The organism is Streptomyces sp. DG1A-41, assembly GCF_037055355.1.
Lineage (GTDB): Bacteria > Actinomycetota > Actinomycetes > Streptomycetales > Streptomycetaceae > Streptomyces.
In genome coordinates, this window is sequence record NZ_CP146350.1 from 4,374,906 (window position 1) to 4,391,946 (window position 17,041).

15 protein-coding genes and 2 tRNA genes are annotated in these 17,041 nt (G+C 72.2%); 4 read left to right on the plus strand and 13 right to left on the minus strand.

Going from position 1 to position 17,041, the window contains the following annotated elements:
* Positions 1-38: 38 nt before the first annotated feature.
* From V8690_RS20405 to V8690_RS20415, 3 genes are all read right to left on the minus strand, one after another.
* Positions 39-365 carry a GYD domain-containing protein gene (locus tag V8690_RS20405; protein ID WP_010032964.1) on the minus strand — a complete coding sequence of 109 codons (327 nt, stop codon included), beginning with the start codon at positions 363-365 and terminating at the stop codon, positions 39-41.
* A gap of 153 nt (positions 366-518) precedes the next feature.
* Positions 519-591: transfer RNA gene (locus tag V8690_RS20410), tRNA-Arg, on the minus strand.
* Positions 592-789: 198 nt separating this feature from the next.
* A tRNA-Ser gene (locus tag V8690_RS20415) sits at positions 790-880 on the minus strand.
* A 238-nt stretch (positions 881-1,118) separates the two neighbouring features.
* On the opposite strand from V8690_RS20415, the gene V8690_RS20420 reads away from it, so the two are divergent.
* Together V8690_RS20420 and V8690_RS20425 are read left to right on the plus strand one after the other, a co-directional pair.
* The gene (locus tag V8690_RS20420; protein ID WP_338780865.1) at positions 1,119-1,658 is read left to right on the plus strand and encodes an SSI family serine proteinase inhibitor; all 540 of its coding nucleotides are present in this window, start codon (positions 1,119-1,121) and stop codon (positions 1,656-1,658) included.
* A gap of 338 nt (positions 1,659-1,996) precedes the next feature.
* Positions 1,997-6,895 carry a PAS domain-containing protein gene (locus V8690_RS20425; RefSeq protein ID WP_338780867.1) on the plus strand — a complete coding sequence of 1,633 codons (4,899 nt, stop codon included), beginning with the start codon at positions 1,997-1,999 and terminating at the stop codon, positions 6,893-6,895.
* Between the two features lie 15 nt (positions 6,896-6,910).
* On the opposite strand, the gene V8690_RS20430 is transcribed toward V8690_RS20425, so the two are convergent.
* Positions 6,911-7,492 carry a TetR family transcriptional regulator gene (locus V8690_RS20430; protein WP_338780869.1) on the minus strand — a complete coding sequence of 194 codons (582 nt, stop codon included), beginning with the start codon at positions 7,490-7,492 and terminating at the stop codon, positions 6,911-6,913.
* A gap of 129 nt (positions 7,493-7,621) precedes the next feature.
* On the opposite strand from V8690_RS20430, the gene V8690_RS20435 reads away from it, so the two are divergent.
* Positions 7,622-8,833 carry an MFS transporter gene (locus V8690_RS20435; protein ID WP_338780871.1) on the plus strand — a complete coding sequence of 404 codons (1,212 nt, stop codon included), beginning with the start codon at positions 7,622-7,624 and terminating at the stop codon, positions 8,831-8,833.
* A 70-nt stretch (positions 8,834-8,903) separates the two neighbouring features.
* Here V8690_RS20435 and V8690_RS20440 read toward each other — a convergent pair whose 3' ends face one another.
* Both V8690_RS20440 and V8690_RS20445 read right to left on the minus strand, forming a co-directional pair.
* Positions 8,904-9,131, minus strand: coding sequence for a hypothetical protein (locus V8690_RS20440; RefSeq protein WP_338780873.1), 228 nt, complete (start codon positions 9,129-9,131; stop codon positions 8,904-8,906).
* Between the two features lie 82 nt (positions 9,132-9,213).
* Positions 9,214-10,071: an oxidoreductase gene (locus V8690_RS20445; RefSeq protein ID WP_338780875.1), complete on the minus strand. Its 858-nt coding sequence runs from the start codon at positions 10,069-10,071 to the stop codon at positions 9,214-9,216.
* 74 nt (positions 10,072-10,145) lie between these two features.
* Here V8690_RS20445 and V8690_RS20450 point away from each other — a divergent pair, with 74 nt between their 5' ends.
* Complete coding sequence (locus V8690_RS20450; protein ID WP_338780877.1) at positions 10,146-10,799, plus strand: DNA-binding response regulator; 654 nt, start codon at positions 10,146-10,148, stop codon at positions 10,797-10,799.
* Between the two features lie 78 nt (positions 10,800-10,877).
* Here the strand turns inward: V8690_RS20450 and V8690_RS20455 are convergent, their stop codons facing one another.
* The 7 genes from V8690_RS20455 to V8690_RS20485 all read right to left on the minus strand — a co-directional run bounded on the left by V8690_RS20455 (position 10,878) and on the right by V8690_RS20485 (position 16,833).
* Complete coding sequence (locus V8690_RS20455) at positions 10,878-11,189, minus strand: ArsR family transcriptional regulator (RefSeq protein ID WP_338780879.1); 312 nt, start codon at positions 11,187-11,189, stop codon at positions 10,878-10,880.
* Positions 11,190-11,390: 201 nt separating this feature from the next.
* On the minus strand, positions 11,391-13,067 hold the full coding sequence (locus tag V8690_RS20460; RefSeq protein WP_338780881.1) for a long-chain fatty acid--CoA ligase: 1,677 nt from the start codon (positions 13,065-13,067) through the stop codon (positions 11,391-11,393).
* A 125-nt stretch (positions 13,068-13,192) separates the two neighbouring features.
* Positions 13,193-13,753 (minus strand): SigE family RNA polymerase sigma factor, encoded by a 561-nt coding sequence (locus tag V8690_RS20465; RefSeq protein WP_338780883.1) that lies wholly within the window; start codon positions 13,751-13,753, stop codon positions 13,193-13,195.
* Between the two features lie 133 nt (positions 13,754-13,886).
* Entirely contained in the window at positions 13,887-15,059 is a 1,173-nt protein-coding gene (locus V8690_RS20470; RefSeq protein WP_338780885.1) for a lipid-transfer protein, read from the minus strand.
* A complete protein-coding gene (locus tag V8690_RS20475) occupies positions 15,056-15,439 on the minus strand; it encodes a MaoC family dehydratase (RefSeq protein WP_338780887.1) in 384 nt (127 codons plus the stop codon). The genes V8690_RS20470 and V8690_RS20475 overlap by 4 nt, the downstream gene beginning before the upstream one ends.
* Complete coding sequence (locus V8690_RS20480) at positions 15,436-16,350, minus strand: OB-fold domain-containing protein (RefSeq protein WP_338780889.1); 915 nt, start codon at positions 16,348-16,350, stop codon at positions 15,436-15,438. Before V8690_RS20480 ends, V8690_RS20475 begins: the two co-directional genes overlap by 4 nt.
* A gap of 156 nt (positions 16,351-16,506) precedes the next feature.
* Positions 16,507-16,833 carry a hypothetical protein gene (locus V8690_RS20485; RefSeq protein WP_338780891.1) on the minus strand — a complete coding sequence of 109 codons (327 nt, stop codon included), beginning with the start codon at positions 16,831-16,833 and terminating at the stop codon, positions 16,507-16,509.
* Positions 16,834-17,041 lie beyond the last annotated feature (208 nt).

Genomic DNA, 17,041 nt, shown 5'->3' on the forward strand with positions numbered 1-17,041 from the left:
TGACACTTCACCCCGAATGCTGGAAATGACCTGGACCGCTACGCGCCAGGAGCCCGGTACCGGACTTGCTCGGCTGTGCGCAGGGCCTCGATCGTTTCGTCGACGGTCAGGAGGACCGTCGTCTCGAACGAACTGAGCGCGCCGCCTCCGCTGATCGCCAGGGCGACAGCGGCCATGGACACGTTGTCCGGAGCCTCCCACAGGTTGTAGCCGTCGTGCGTGCCGAAGGCATACCAGAAGCCATGGAGCTTCCCGCCGACGGACTCGATGTACGACTGAGCGGCCTGTGCGCGGTCCTCCGGGCGGCCGATCAGCCTCGCCCAGGTCTCCGGGGTGTAGCTGAACCTCGATAGGTAGAGCGGCATCATGTCTCCCTTGCGTTCGATCAAGGGATGCCCCACGGCGCGCGAAAGGCGTCGGCGACGACCCGCGCATCCCCCGAACGGCCGGGAACGATGAGCGCCCGTCGCCGGGGAAACGTCAGAGGCCCCGGAGTGATCCGGGGCCTCTGACCTGTGTGCACTCGGCAGGATTCGAACCTGCAACCTTCTGATCCGTAGTCAGATGCTCTATCCGTTAAGCTACGAGTGCTTGTTCTGTTTTTTCGCCGCTCCCGGGCCTTCTGGCTCGCTCGCGGCGACAGGAAGAACATTACATGACTGCCGCCGCCATGTGAAATCCGTTTGCCATACCCCTTGCGACCTGCGGAAATGGCCTCAAAGGGACATTCGCACGGGGGCCGGTTACAGCGAAGCCCCGGTCGGGTGACCGGGGCTTCGTGATCAGGTGCGGAGGCGGAGGGATTTGAACCCTCGATGGGCTTTAAGGCCCAAACCGCATTAGCAGTGCGGCGCCATAGACCGGACTAGGCGACGCCTCCAGGCACATCCTCCCGCGCGAGCGCGAGTCGGTGCGTGCCGATGATGACACAGTCGAGCGTGCTGTCACCAATCGACCCCCACGGTACTAGGCGGGAAGGGCGCAGGGCAAAGGCCTTGTCCGGCCGGTAGAGGGGGGTGCGCCGGTGCGTGGGGTGGTGGGGTGTGCGGTGAAGTCGTGCGGCGCCCCGGCCCGGCGCGCAACGTACCGGGCCGCGCCGCGTTAGTCAGGTCATGTCGATGCCACATGCCATTCGCCGGGGCAACCCCGGAAACGCGTCCCGGACCTCCCGGCCCCTCGCTCGCCCCGTTCTGCGGCGGCTCGTCGTCGGTGCCGCCGCCTCCGTCGCCGCCTTCGGGTCGCTGGCCGCGGTCTCCCCGGCCGCGTACGCCCAGGCCGGCCCGTCCCAGGTCGGGCTCGATCGGGGCCAGGGCCCGGACCGCGACCATCTCACCGTCACCGTGCGGAACGCGGGCGGTGAGGCCGATGGGACGTATGAGTTGTACTGCGGGCCCGACGGCGGCAACCACCCCGACCCGCGCGGAGCCTGCGCCACCCTGAAGCGGGACAAGCGGTGGGGGAAGGACCTCTTCGCACCTGCCCCGGAAGGGGGCTTCTGCACCATGCAGTACGGCGGGCCGGCCACCGCGCACGTCACCGGAACCTGGGCCGGGCGGCCCGTCGACGCCACGTACGACCGCCGTGACGGCTGCGGGATCGCCCGCTGGGACCGGCTCGTGCCGCTGCTGCCGGACATGGGATCCGACAAGCGCTCCTGAGGGAAGAGCGGGAGCAGAGGGACCTGAGGGAAGCGCGTGTCGGCACTTGGCGTCCCTATCCGGCCACGCGCGCCCTCATCCGGCCACCCGGGCGAAAAGGTACAGAAACACTGTCCTCGTAAAGGTCCCGCGAAGGTCCCGCGACGTCGTTGCAGGAGGGCGGGCGTTTCCGGTTACTCGGTCGTCAGTTCGGGGTCGCTTCCTGGTGCGACCTCGCTCTCATCCGGCGTCGCGAGCGCAACCGCAGCCCTTAGACTCCCTCGCGTGACACGCCGCGGGACGGTTGGCAAGATGGCCCGAGCGGTCGGCAAGGTGCGGTAACAGGGAGGAAGCGTCTCGTGAGCAGCAGGCCATCCCGAGGCGCTGCTCGCCTCGCAGCCATACTGGACGCCCTTCCCGACGCGTTGGTGCTGGTCAATGCCAACGGGACGGTCGTCAACGCCAACACCATCGCCCTGGAGGCCTTCGAGACCCCGGGGACCGCTCTGGTGGGGCGCGGGCTGCTCGATCTGCTGCCGCAGTTCGACTCCAAGCTCATCCCTGGGTCCATGCGGCGGCAGGCGCACCTCGATCCGCATGCCCGGACCAAGCCGACCCGGATGATCGCGCGCAGGACGGACGGGACCGAATTTCCCGTCGAGGTCACCAGTGCGAATCTGGAGAACGGGCAGCAGGCCTACGACAGTTACGGCTACACCGGCGACGAGTTGCTCATGCTCGTCGTGCGGGACCTGTCCGGGACCGTGGACACAGAGGCCGAGCTGGCGCGGTCGCAGCGGCAGACCGAGATGATCCTGCGGGCCGCGTCCGAGGGCGTCGTAGGGACCGACACCGACGGGCGGATCGTGCTCGTCAATCCGGCCGCCGCCCAGATACTGGGTTTCCGGGCCAGCGATCTCGGCGGGCGCGCACTGCACGATCTCGTGCTGCACTCGCGCGCCGACGGATCGCCCTTCCCGTACGAGGAGTCGCCGCTCGCCGACACCCTGCGCTCCGGGCGCAAGCACCGGGTGCGCGGGCAGGTGCTGTACGCCAAGGACGGCGGCAAGGTGCCGGTCGACCTGACGACCGCGCCCGTGCGCGACGGCGACCAGCTCGTCGGCGCCGTGATGACCTTCACCGACCGGCGGCCGTACGACGCCGTCGTCCGGGAGAAGGAGGCGGCGGAGAAACGCCACGAGGAAGAGCTGGAGCGGATCGCCGAGGAGCACGCCTCCGAGCTGACCGCGCTGCGCCAGCAGCACGTCACCGAGCTGGAGGAGCTGCACGAGCGGCACGCCGAGGAACTCGGCGCGAACGAGGAGCGGTACGCCGCTCTCGGTGAGCGGGAGAAGGACCGGTACGAGGCGCTCGCCGCGCGGCACGAGCAGTTGCTGACCCTGCTCGGGCGGTCGCTGCGCGGACCGCTGGAGGAGCTGCGGCGCGAGCTGTCCGCGCTGGCCGCGGACGACGCCGGGCAGCTGTGGCCCGAGGCCAACCAGGTGCTGCACCACCTCTCCGCCGGCTATGCGCGCATCACGACGCTCATCGACAACGTCCTCGGCTATCAGCGGCTCGACGCGGGCGGCGAGGGCATCTCCCGTACGAAGGTGATGCTGGACGCCGTCGTCGCCGCCGGTGTCGACGGGGCCGTCGAGCTCATCGGGCCCGGGCGGGTGCAGTTCGCCGTGCACGCGCCGCCCATCGAGGCCGAGGTCGATCCCCGGCTGCTCGCGACCGCCCTCGCGCATCTGGTCGCGGACGTGGCCGGGGTCGACGCGACCGGCAACACGCCCGTGTCGGCCGGCGGTTACATGGACAACACCGTCGTGGTGGCGGCGGCCCAGCGCGGCGAGGTCGTACGTATCGAGGTACGCGGGCCGTACGCCGGCGGCGACACCGTGCACGAGCCCATCGTCCGCGGGATCGTCCGGGCTCACGGTGGCGTGCTCCAGACGCATGAAGTGCCGGGGATGAGCGGTAACGCGTACGTCCTCGAAGTGCCGATCGGGGGCGGGGCCGGGGCCGTTGCCGCAGACGTGGCCGCCCAGGCGGTCGACGAGGGGCTGCCTGCTGCCGCCGGTGAACAGACCTCCGGTGATCAGACGTCCGGTGGGCAGACCTCGGGTGGAGGGCGGCGCCGGGCGCGGCGGTCCAACACCGATGCGTTCCTGGACGGTGACGTTCCCGCTGAGGGCGACGGGGCCGGTGGGACCGGTGCCGAGGGGGCCGCGCCCACCGGGCGGCGCAGGAGGCGGGCCGCCGGGGAACCGGCCGCCCTTCCCGCGCAGGCTTCCGGCGAGGGTGCGGACGTGTCGGGCGGTACCGGGCGCCGGCGGCGCGCGGCCGAGGACGCCGGTGCGGCTCCGGCCCTGCCCGTCGGGGGTGCCGTCCAGGGTGTCGCCGAAGGGGCCGTCGTCACGGCCGCCGAGCATGCGGCGGGGACCGCCGCCTCGGGTACGGGGCTGGGCGGGACCGTTCCGCCGCAGGGCGTGCCCGCGCCCTCCGGGCGGAGGGCCCGGCGTGAACCCGGCGAGCAGCACGCGCTGCCGCCGGCCCTGCCCGCGCCGTCCGCCGAGGCCGCCCCGGGGTCCGCCGATGCGGCCCAGGGGCAAGGTCAGGGCCAGGGTCAGGCTTCGCAGCCGACCGGGCGTCGGCGGCGGGCGCTGGCTGCTGCCGCCGAGCGAGCGGCAGCGCAGGAGGCAGCGGGGCCGCGTGCTGTGTTCGCCTTGCCGCCGGCCGAGTCCGATCAGGCCCCGGTCCACCCGGCCGGCCCGGCCGACCAGGGGCAGCAGGTCGCCCCAGGTGGTGTGCCTGGTCAGGGGCAGGTGCCGGGGCAGGGGCAGGTGCCCGGGCAGGGGCAGGTGCCCGGGCAGGGGGCCGTGGCGGTTCCCGGTTCGGCTGCCGTCGGTGACGGGGTGGCCGAGGAGGGGCGGCACGACGCCGTCCCGCACGACCAGTCCGCCGATCACACGCCGCCCCAGCCGCATCCCACGAGTGCGCCGACCGGTCGTCGGCGGCGGGCCGTGGCGGCTCAGCCGGCCGACGGGGCCGGAGCGCAGGCGCCCGGTACGGCGGGTGCTGGGGCCGGCTCGGCTGTGCAGGGGGCTGGACAGCAGACTCCTGCGCAGGGCGGTGCCGGTCAGGGAGGTGCTGGTCAGGCGGGTCTCGCCCCGGCGGGTTCCGTGCCGGCGGGGCCTGAGCAGGGGGTTCCCGCTCAGCAGGACGTCACCGGTCGGGTTCCGGCGGGTCAGGCCGGTCCGGTGCAGGGCGCTCCGGGTCAGGGTGTGGCCGTACAGGCTGGAGCGGCCGCCGGGCAGGTCGCGCCCGGTACGGCCGTGCCGCCGCAGGGCGTGGCGGTTCCGGCCCAGGGGGGTGCCGTGCACCCGCAGGGCAACGTCCCGCAGGGGAACGTCCCTCAGCCGCAGGGCACCGCGGTCCCGCCCCAGGGCGTCGCCGTACCCCCGCAGGCCGTGTCCGTTCCCGCACCGGGTGCTCTCGGGCACAGCGTGCAGGCGGCCCTCCCGGGGCAGGCGCTCCAGCCTGCCTCCGTGAACCAGCCCCACGTCGCGCAGCCCCTGCCGCAGCAGGGCGTCGCCACACCGGGGCAGCAGCCCTCCGCCGGTCAGCCGCTCCCCGCCGAGGCCGCCCCCGGACAGGGCACCCCTGCTCCGGGCACCCCTAGCCAGGGCATCGCCACACCCGGAGCCCAGGGCGCGCCCGCGCCCGCCCCCACCCCCCAGCCCTGGCCCGCCGCCGACGACAGCACGGGGGCCGGTATCGCCATGCCTCCGAACGGCGCGGCGCAGCCCGCGCCTCCCCACGGCACCGCACACCCAGCACCCCCGACCGGCCCCCCGGCAGTTCAGCCCCCGCAGCTCCACACCCCGGCCCCGGGCACCCCGTTGCCCCCGGAGGGCGCGGCGCAGGGGCAGCGGGCGGCTCAGCCGTTGCCCGCGGAGGCGGCCGCGCCCGTCGACCCGAACTCCACGCAGGGGCGGGCGATCAGCGTGCGGACGCTGGGCCAGGGCGTGCCGTTCAACCGGCAGGCGGCCCAGGTGCAGCAGCCGTCGGGCGTGCCGACCGCGCGTCCCTCGGGCGCTTCCGCCCCGCAGGCGCCGGGCGTGCCCGCCCCCCAGCCCTCGGCGACGCCGCCCCCGCACCAGTCGGGCGGATCGGGCCGGCGCCGCAAGCTCGGCACTCCGCCCGACCCGGCCACGCGGACGGAACAGGCCGGGCGGACCGAGCAGACCTCCCGCCAGGAACCGGCGCCCCGCCCGGAGCAGGCCGCGCGCCCGCATCCGCAGGCCGAGCCGACGCCCGCGCAGGGCACCGCCCCGGTCTCCGCGCCGGTCCCGGCGCAGCCGTCCCTCGCCGGTCAGTCGCGGCTCGCGCAGATGACCGAGGGCGGTGGCCGGTCGTACGCCATAGGCGCGCCGGACGAGAACGCCGCCGAGGGGCCGGAGCCGCTGGACGGGCCGGGCGGTGCCGTCGAGGTGGCCGACCCTCCGCTGCCGCAGCCGATGGACGACGAGTTGCCGCCGGAGCCGCTGGACAACCCGCGGCGGCTGCTGGTGTGGCCCGCGCCGGACGTCAGCACCTCGCAGGCGCTGAGCGACCGCGGTTACCGGCCCGTGATCGTGAACTCGCGCGAGGAGGTCGACGCGCAGATCGCGGCCTTCCCCGCCGCGCTGTTCGTCGACCCGCTGACCGGGCCGATCACGCGTACGGCGTTGCAGTCGCTGCGGCAGGCCGCCGTCGCCGCCGAGGTGCCCGTCCTGGTCACGGCCGGACTCGGGCAGGCCTCGAGGGACGCGGCCTACGGTGCCGATCCCGCCGTCCTGCTGAAGGCGCTGGCGCCGCGCGACAGTGAGCAGCACCCGCCGCGCGTGCTGCTGATCGAGGAGCACGCGGAGATCGCGCTGGCGCTGACGGCGACGCTGGAGCGGCGCGGGATGCAGGTCGCGCGGGCGGCGAGTGACGCCGACGCGGTGACGCTGGCGGGGCAGTTCCGGCCGAACCTGGTCGTGATGGACCTGATGCAGGTGCACCGGCGGCAGGCCGGGATCGTGGACTGGCTGCGCGCGAACGGGCAGCTCAACCGCACCCCGCTCGTCGTCTACACCGCCGCCGTCGACCAGGCCGACCTGCCGCGGCTGGCCTCCGGAGAAACGGTGCTCTTCCTCGCGGAGCGGTCCACCAGCGGCGAGGTGCAGTCCCGGATCGTCGATCTGCTGTCCCGGATCGGGACCAACTAGCCGTGTCCGAGCGCGCTATCGGGCCGTCAGACGGCGGGCCGCCTCCTTGACCGAGGTGCGCAGGCGGTCCCGGCCGGGGTCCTCGCCTCCTACCAGGATGCGTCGCATCTGGGGCACGACCGCGGTCCAGTTGGCCAGGGCGGTCAGCAGGAACAGCAGGTCGGCCGCCGGGATGGCGTCGGTGACGACTCCCCGGTCCTGGCCGTCCTGGAGGGCGGCGACCTTGCGGGCGTAGTGCTCCCGGCGGTCGGACTCGTGGGGCAGTTCGGTGTCGCCGTACTCCAAACCCTCCCAGAAGAGCAGGCGCAGCAGCTCCGGGTGGGCGGCGTGGTAGTCCATCAGACGGTCGACCCAGCCCTCGATGTCGTCCGGGTCGACGGGGACGGCCTCGGCGAGGTGGAGCATCTTCTTCTCGAGGACGATCGCGAACAGCTCCGCCTTGTTGCCGAAGTAGGCGTAGATCAACTGCTTGTTGGCCTTGGCCTCGGCGGCGATGCGGTCGATGCGGGCGCCGGCGATGCCGTGCCGGGCGAACTCGGCGACCGCCGCCTCGAAGATCCTGGCCTTGGTGGCCTCGGGGTCCCTTGCTGCTCCCATGGGGGAGAGGGTAGCGCGCGGAGTAACCAACTATTTGGTTGACAGGGAATCGGAGGGCGGCCCACACTGTTGCCCATTACCCAACCAACCAGTTAGTTGTTAGAGCCGACTCCAAGGGGTCCTCCTCGCATGCCGTCAGCGACCACGACCACGACCGCGTCCCGCCGGGTCGGCACGGCCCCCGTGCGGCAGGCGCGTACGCCCTCCCCCGGTCTTTTCCTCACCCTGCTCGCCGTGTGCAGCGCGGTCACCGCCGCCAACATCTACCTCGCCGCCCCGCTGCTCTCACTCATGGCCCGCGACTTCGGCTCGGCGCCCTCGGCCGTCGCCTGGATCGCCTCGGTCGCGCAGCTCGGCTACGCGGTCGGCCTGCTGTTCTTCGCGCCGCTCGGCGACAGCGTGAACCGGCGCCGGCTGGTCGGCGGGCTCACGCTCGTCACCACCGTCGCGCTGGCCGCCAGTGCGGCCGCCCCAGGCGTCACGGCCCTCGCGGTCGCCGTGTTCGTCGCCTCGGCGGCGACCGTCATCCCGCAGCTGCTCGTGCCGCTGGTCGCCGAGCGCGCCCCGGCCGAGCGGCGTGCCCGCCATGTCGCGGCCGTCATCGCGGGCCTGTTCACCGGCATCGTCGCGGCCCGGGTGCTGGGCGGACTGGCCGGACAGGCCTTCGGCTGGCGCTGGGTGTTCGCGGGCGCGGCCGTGCTGACCCTCGTCCTGGGGCTCGCGACCGCCCTCGTCCTGCCGTCGCAGCGGCGGCGGGAAGGCCCGCTGTTCGCCGGCCTCGCCGCGCTGCCCTCGGTGCTGCGCCGCTCGCCCGACCTGTGGCGCGCCTGCCTGCGGCAGGCCGGGATGTTCGGGGCGTGGAGCGCGCTGTGGACCTCGCTCGCCCTGCTGCTGACCGGGCCGGCGTACGGGCTGTCCACCGCGACGGCCGGGCTCTTCGGGCTCTTCGGACTGACGGCGAGTGCGGTGGCGCCGCTGGCCGGCGGGCTCGTGGACCGATTCGGCGCGGAGCGTGTGGTGCGGTCCGCGTATCTGCTCGCCACCGTGTCCGTGCCGCTGTTCTGGCTGGGCGGGCACACGCTGGGCGCGCTGTTCGCCGCCGCGGTCCTGATCCACGCGGCGCTGGTGGCGTCCCACGTCGCCAACCAGACCCTCGCCCTGACCGCCACGTCCACCCCGGCCACCGCCAACACCGCCTATGTGGTCTCCGGTTTCGCGGGCGGCGCCGGCGCCTCGGCCCTCGCCGGGTTCGCCTTCAGCCACTTCGGGTGGGGCGGGGTGTGCGGGGTGGCGGCGGTGTGGCTGCTGTTGGGATGGGGGTTGAGCTGGTCGCGGCGGTGAGACGCTGCGGTCGGGCGGGCCCTGGTGCGCCGGACAGAACCATGGAGTCGGTCCGGCGCACATGACGTAGCTATGGCTTGCTCGGGTCGGTCAGGCGTCGGCCTCGGCTCTCCGCGATACGGAGGGCGTCCCGCAATGCCTCGGTCAGGCGCTCGGCGAGGTGGCGGAGGTCGCCGGGCTGGGTGTCGGGGAGCAAGGAGAGGGCGTGGTCGACGAGTTGGTCGCCCATCTGGAGTTGAACCGGCTTCGTGGCAGCGGCGAGTCGGGAGACCGGGCCGCCGTGGCGGTCGGTGATCACGCAGCTGTGTTTGCCCTCAGGGCCGGGCCGAGAAAGCTGACGGGGCTCGTTCGCATCAGGCGGCCTCCGACACGTTGGCTGGTCACGTGAGGTCCGAGAGATCCTCTCGGGTGAGAGAAATCGAGCCGGCGGCGGTGTTTTCCTCCAGGTGGGCGACGGAGCCGGTTCCGGGGATGGCCAGGGCCACGGGTGAGGAGGCGAGCAGCCAGGCCAGGGCGATCTGAGGGACTGTGGCGCCACGCCGGTCCGCGATCTTGGCGATGCGGTCACCGGTGAGGTCGCTCACCCCGCCGCCCAGCGGGAAGAACGGCACATAGGCGATGCCGGCCTCCTCGCAGGTGGCCAGGAGCTCCATGTCATCGCGCTTGGCGGCGTGGAAGTGGTTCTGGACGGCTGAGACGGGTGCGATCGCACGGGCCTCGGCGACGTGGCCGGTGCCGACGTTGCTCAGGCCGAGGTGGCGGATCAGGCCTTCCTCACGCATGGCGGCCAGCGCCTCGAAGCGTTCGGCGACGGATTCGCCCTGGGGTGGCGGCTCGATGCCCCCGATGCGCAGGTAGACCAGATCGAGGCGGTCCACGCCGAGGGCTTCGAGGTTCTCCTCGACCAACGGCCGTAGCTCCGCGGGATCGGTGGTCCCGGCCAGGCCCCCGTCGTGGGTGCGGACCGGGCCGACCTTGGTCGCGATGACCAGGTCGGCCGGGTAGGGGTGGAGGGCCTCGCGGATCAGGGCGTTGGCTCGAACGGTGCCGTCGCCGCTGGTGTAGAAGGCGGCGGTGTCGATGTGGTTGACACCGAGTTCAACGGCGCGACGCAGGACGGCGCGACCGGTTTCGGGATCGCGGGCCGGACCACGGAAGCTGTTCGTGGCCAGTCGCATGGCCCCGAAGCCGATCCGGCTGACCAGAAGGTCACCACCGAGGCGGTAGTCATTGCTCATGAATTCAGCTTCGTGGGTGAGGAGTTCGTGCCGCGAACCCGTGGCAGCTTGCTGCCAACGGGCAGAATGGCGGGGTGGCAGAGATCGTGACGATCCGCGGTGACCTGGAGCTCCTCGCTCGTACCGAGCATCTGTTCTCCTCTGTCCGGGAGGAGTTCATCTGTGCCGCCCGCGATCTCAACACCTGGTCACGCCCCGGAGCCCGGCAGGCCGCCCGCGACCGGCTGGGAAGCAGCGGCACTCCGCAGATCCGCAAGCTCTACAGCCCCGCTGTGCTGGCTGACGAGCGTAGCCGCGAGCACCTGAGCGAGCTTGTCGGCAGGGGCGCCCAGGTGCGGATCGCCGCCACCGCTTGCCCCCACGAGACGATCGTCATCGACCGCCGGTTCGCAATCCTCGCCGGCTTGAACGCCCCCGAAGGCCGTGAGTACACCATGACCACCGCGTCCAGTCTGGTCGGCGGGACATACGCGCTGTTCGAAGCCGCCTGGGAAACCGCCACCGATCTCACAGCGTTCCCGCACGGCGACCAGCCCCGGCTCGATGCCGAGAGCCGGACCGTCCTGCGGGCGCTCGGCTCGGGCGCCACCGACGAGACAGCCGCACGGGAGCTCGGCATGTCCCTGCGAACCCACCGTCGCCCGGTCGCCGAACTACTCAACGCCCTGGACGCGGGTTCGCGGTTCCAGGCCGGGATGCGCGCGGGCGAGCTGGGCCTGCACGGCTGAGGCGTCGGACCAGCGCCGGTCAGCGACATCCGCGACGCCCGCAGCCCTCATCGGCCGTCGCCACCTTGCAGCGCGCATCTAGCCCGCGGCGATGACGGCCTGGATCAGGCCCGGGAATCGGCGGTCCAGGTCGTCCTTACGGAGGCGCATGTACAACCCGTTCCCAGCGTCGCGCTGATACACCAGGCCCGCCTCGCGCAGCACTCGCCAGTGACGGGTGCGGCTGGACTTGCTCACCGGCATGTCGAAGGAAGCGCAGAGCCGCTCTTCGTCCGGCCGTTCGGCCAGTTCGGCCACGACCCGGCGCCGGTTCGCATCGGCAAGCGCCAAGAGGATCGGCCCCACTTCCAGCTCCTCAGCGCGAGGGTGCGCCAACTCGCCCGCCGCCATCACTTCACCCCTCGACAAGGTACGCCTATGCGCGTACCTTTCCTGCAGGTACGCAATCAGGCGTACCTTACCGCTGGGGGAGTCATGTCCGCACCCGCATCGCCACGTCGCCGAGTTCTGTCGCGTATCCGCTTGTCACTGCGCAAGCTCCTGCTCATCGAACACTCGCCCTTCCTGAGCCTCTGACTCGGCTGGGCACGGTCAGAGCCGCGTCACATCCAGCTCCCCCTCCGCGTACTGCCTGCGCAGCACCTTCTTGTCGAACTTGCCGACACTCGTCTTCGGGACCGCCTCGATGACCGTCCAGCGCTCCGGGAGCTGCCACTTGGCGACTCCGCCCTCGGCGGCGAGGAAAGCGCGCAGGGTCTCGAACGTGGCGGAGGAGCCCTCCTTGAGGACGACCGTGGCCAGGGGGCGCTCGCCCCACTTCTCGTCGGGGACGGCGACGACGGCCGCCTCGGCCACCTCGGGGTGGGACATGAGCGCGTTCTCCAGCTCCACCGACGAGATCCACTCGCCGCCGGACTTGATGACGTCCTTGGCCCGGTCGGTGAGGGTGAGGTAGCCGTCGGGGGAGATCGTCCCCACGTCGCCCGTCTTGAGCCAGCCGTCCTCGCTGAACTTGTCGGCGGGGCGGAGGGGGTCGGCGTCCGGGCCGTTGTAGTAGGCGCCGGCGATCCACGGGCCGCGCACCTCCAGCTCGCCGGCCGACTCGCCGTCCCAGGGGAGGCGTTCGCCGCCCGGGCCGGTCAGCCGGGCCTCGACGCCGGCCGGGAAACGGCCCTGGGTGAGGCGGTAGGCGAACTCCTCCTCCGTGCCGACCACACCGGCCGGGGGACGGGCGACCGTGCCGAGCGGGGACGTCTCCGTCATGCCCCAGGCGTGGCAGACCCGCATGCCCAGCTTGTCGAAGGCCTCCATGAGGGACGGCGGACAGGCCGAGCCGCCGATGGTGACCTGGGTGAGGGAGGAGACGTCACGGGGGTGCGCGGTCAGCTCGGCGAGCAGGCCCTGCCAGATGGTCGGGACGGCGGCGGCATGGGTCGGCTTCTCGCCCTCGATCATCGCGGCGAGCGGGGCCGGCTGGAGGAAGCGGTCAGGCATCAGCAGGTTCACGCCGGTCATGAAGGTCGCGTGCGGCAGCCCCCACGCGTTCACATGGAACTGCGGCACTACGACCAGCGAGGTGTCCTCGTCGGTCAGGCCCATCGACTGGGCCATGTTGACCTGCATGGAGTGCAGATAGATGGAGCGGTGGCTGTAGACCACGCCCTTGGGGTCGCCGGTGGTGCCGGAGGTGTAGCACATGGCGGCGGCCTGGCGTTCGTCCAGCCGCGGCCAGTCGTACGCGGCCGGCTTCCCGGCGATCAGGTCGTCGTACTCGTGGACCCGCGCGGTCGCGTCCGCGATCAGGGAGCGGTCCCCGGGGCCGGAGACGACCACGTGCTCGACCGTCTTCAGGTGCGGGAGCAGCGGGGCGAGCAGGGGGAGCAGCGAACCGTTGGCGATGATCACGCGGTCGGCCGCGTGGTTGACGATCCAGGCCAGCTGCTCGGGCGGGAGCCGGAGGTTCAGGGTGTGGAGGACCGCGCCCATGGACGGGATCGCGAAGTAGGCCTCCACATGCTCCGCGTTGTTCCACATCAGGGTGGCGACCCGGTCGTCGCCGGCGACGCCGAGGTCCTCGCGCAGGGCGTGTGCGAGCTGGGCCGCGCGGGCGCCGATCTCGGCGAAGGTGCGGCGGTGCGGCTCGCCCTCACCGGTCCAGGTGGTCACCCGCGATGTCCCGTGGATCGTCGACCCGTGGGTCAGGATCCTCGAGGTCAGCAGCGGTACGTCCTGCATGGTGCTCAGCACGGCGTCCTCCCGGGGCGACATTGCCTGCGCGGTGGTAAAGGTTGCGCTGATTCTGCGCACATACCGCGTGGTATGTCACTAAGACCGGGTGATCGATCACACCACGGCTGCCGACGGAACCGCTCACCGGCGGCCGACACATCCGCTCAACTACGGACAAGCCCCAGCTCAGCGTCCTCGCGGAGCTTGCCGAGCGCACGGGAGACGGCCGACTTCACCGTGCCCACCGAGACGCCGAGCACCTCGGCCGTCTGGGCCTCGCTGAGGTCCTCGTAGTACCGGAGGACCACCATCGCCCGCTGCCGGGCCGGCAGCCGCATGATCGCCCGCCACATCGCGTCGCGCAGCGCCTGCTGCTCGGCCGGGTCGTCACCGCCGGGCACCGGCTCCGTCTCGGGCAGCTCGTCGCAGGCGAACTCGTCGACCTTGCGCTTGCGCCACTGCGACGTCCGCGTGTTCAGCAGCGCCCGGCGGACATAGCCGTCGAGGGCGCGGTGGTCCTCGATGCGCTCCCAGGCGACGAACGTCTTGGCGAGCGCGGTCTGCAACAGGTCCTCCGCGTCGCTCGGGTTGCCCGTGAGCGAGCGGGCGGTACGCAGCAGCACCGGCTGGCGGGCCCTGACGTACGACGAGAACGACGGGTACGGAAGGGTCTGCGCCGCTGGTGCAGCGGCCTTCGACGCGCTGGTGCAGACGAGTGTGGTCATGGCTCAACGCTATGAGCGGGGCCGCCTTCAGCGGATCGGCCGCAGGTCCCGAAGCGGGGTCCCCCTCAGGTTGTAGGGGTAGGGCTTGCTGCACCTCCTGTAGGTGGAGCGGAGGGCCCGGGGGACTGCGGGTTCACCCCTGAGGGTCGGCGGTCAGTACCAGCCCCGACGTGGGAACGCCCGTCCCCGCCGTCACCAGGACCCGCTCCGCACCCGGTATCCGGTTCACCGCCGTCCCCCTGATCTGCCGGACGGCCTCCGCCACCCCGTTCATCCCGTGCAGGTACGCCTCCCCCAGCTGCCCGCCGTGCGTGTTGAGCGGCAGGCGCTCCTCGGCCACGAAGTCCGGCGCCTCGCCGGGGCCGCAGAAGCCGAACTCCTCCAGCTGCATCAGCACGAACGGAGTGAAGTGGTCGTAGAGGATCCCTACGTCGATGTCGGCCGGTGCGAGCCCCGAGGTCCGCCACAGCTGCCGGGCCGCCACCGCCGTCTCGGGCAGGCCGGTCAGGTCGTCGCGGTAGAAGCCGGTCATCTGTTCCTGCGCGCGTCCCGCGCCCTGGGCGGCCGCCGCGATCACGGCCGGCGGGTGGGGCAGGTCGCGGGCCCGCTCCACGGAGGTGACGACGAGCGCCTGTCCGCCGTCCGTCTCCTGGCAGCAGTCCAGCAGCCGCAGCGGCTCGGCGATCCACCGGGACGCGGCGTGGTCGGCCAGGGTGATGGGCCGGCCGTGGAAGTAGGCCGCCGGGTTGGTCGCCGCGTACTTGCGGTCGACGACGGCCACGTGTCCGAAAGCCTCCGGGGTCAGGCCGTAGGTGTGGAGGTAGCGCCGGGCCGCCATCGCCACCCACGCGGCCGGGGTGAGCAGGCCGAACGGCAGCACCCAGCCGAGCGCCGTGCCCTCCGCCGACGGCTCCCGGTGCCGTACCCCGGAGCCGAAGCGGCGGCCCGAGCGCTCGTTGAACGCCCGGTAGCAGACGACCACGTCCGCCACGCCCGCGGCGATCGCCAGGGCCGCCTGCTGGACGGTGGCGCAGGCCGCGCCGCCGCCGTAGTGGATCCGGGAGAAGAAGGAGAGCTCGCCGATGCCCGCCGCCTGGGCCACGGTGATCTCGGGGCTGGTGTCCATGGTGAACGTGACCATCCCGTCCACGTCGGCCGGCGTCAGCCCCGCGTCCGCGAGGGCCGCGTGCACCGCCTCGACGGCCAGGCGCAGTTCGCTGCGGCCCGAGTCCTTGGAGAACCCGGTGGCCCCGATGCCGGCGATGGCGGCGCGCCCGCCGAGACCGTCCCGCCCTCTCAGGCTCATCCCGGAACCCTCACCGTCACCGTGCCCGTGACGTGCGTGCCGATGCCGTTCGCGCCGACGACCCGGACCGTCACCCTCTCCCCGTCGATCTCCTCGACCGCGCCCGTCAGCACCATCGTGTCGCCGGGATGGTTGGGCGCGCCCAGCCGGATCGCCACCCGGCGCAGCTCGGCCCGGGGGCCGAAGTGGTCGGTGATGTACCGCCCGACCAGGCCGTTGGTCGTCAGGATGTTCATGAAGATGTCGGGGGAGCCCTTCCGCCGGGCCGGCTCCGGGTCGTGGTGGACGTCCTGGTAGTCGCGGGACGCGATCGCCCCGGCGACGATCAGGGTGCGGGTGATCGGGATCTCCAGGGGCGGGAGGCGGTCACCGGCGTTCACCGCGCCACCCCCTGGAAGACGGGCAGCACCAGCTCGTCGTCGTACCGCCGGAATTCCAGCCGCACCGGCATCCCGACGCACACCTTGTCGTACGGCATTCCCACCACGTTGCTGACGATCCGCACGCCCTCCGCCAGTTCGATCAGCCCGACCGCGTAGGGAGGCTCGAAGGCCGGGAAGGGCGGGTGGTGCATGACGACGTACGAATAGACCGTGCCCTCGCCGCTCGCCGCTACGGTGTCCCACCCCAGGGAACCACAGCCGTTGCAGCCCGGCAGCCAGGGGAAACGCAGGGTGCCGCAGCCGGTGCAGCGCTGGATCAGCAGCTCCCGGCGCGCCACGCCCTCCCAGAAACCGGCGTTGTCGCGGTTGACGACGGGGCGCGGGCGGCGTTCCTGCTGCTTCTTCGGCAGGCGTGCGGGGGCGTACTTGAGGATGCGGAAGCGGTGGGTGCCGGCGAGTTCGCCGCCCGCCCTGACGTCCGTGCGGGTGGTGACGAAGTACCCCGGTCCCAGCTTGGTGGTCTTGCGCTCCGACACCGACTCGATCACCGAGTCGAAGGTGATCTCGTCCCCGGGGCGCAGGGGGCGGAGGTACTCCTGCTCGCAGTCGGTGGCGACGACGGCGTGGTGTCCCGACTCGTCGAGCAGGCGGAGGAGTTCGTCGTAGGCCGCGGTGCGTTCGGGGCGGCCGGAGAGACCGGCCATGGTCCACGCCTGGAGCATGGTGGGGGGAGCGATGGCGTCCGGGCCCGTGTACGCCGGGTTGGTGTCGCCCATGGCCTCGCACCAGTGCCTGATCATCGCCTCGTTGACGGGGTCCCGGCCGACCCCGGTGGCGGCGGCCGGACGGCCCTCGTAGGCCTTCAGGCGCGCCTCGAACTCCTCGTGGACCTCCGGCTCACCACTCACGGTTTCTGACTGTCCGTCAGATCAGCGCGCCCGTCAAGGCCCGACGTCGCGGAAAACCCCTGCGCGGCGGCACCGAAGTACCGCCGCACAGGCGCTCGTCACCCCACGAAGCACACCCACACACACGGTCCGATGCCGTACACCGGCCCGCTCAGCTCACCACCACAGCGGGGCGAAGCTGACGGCGGTGTTGGCGTTGCCCTGGTTGACGGCCGTGAACGCCGAGCCGTTGACCTGGGCGGTGTTGCTCTGGCTGGAGGCACCCTCGCCGACGGCCTGCTGCTGGGTGGTGGCCGAGTTGCCGAAGTTGTCGCCGCCGACGCCGCTGCCGAGGATGCCCTGCTCGGCCTCCGTGGCGGACGCGATCGATCCGTTGCCCGCGAAGGCGCCGTTGTCCGCCGTCGCGACTCCGGTGAAGAGGGCGGCCGCGAGCGGAAGGGCGGAGACGGCGGCGATGACGCGGACGGTACGGGTACGTGCCATGTTGTTGTCCCTCCAGGACTTCAGAAGTACTGCTGCCACCAGGGAAGTTGGCCGGTCACCCCGGTGCGGTGCTCGACGTCGCGAGTCCAGAGTTGCCCACCGAATCCCCGGCGAACCATCCCGGAAGCCACCATTCGCACTCAAGCGTGATGACAAGTCGATAAACCCCTTTGCGTCACTCCTGTCCCGGACGGGAGCAGAAGGGGGC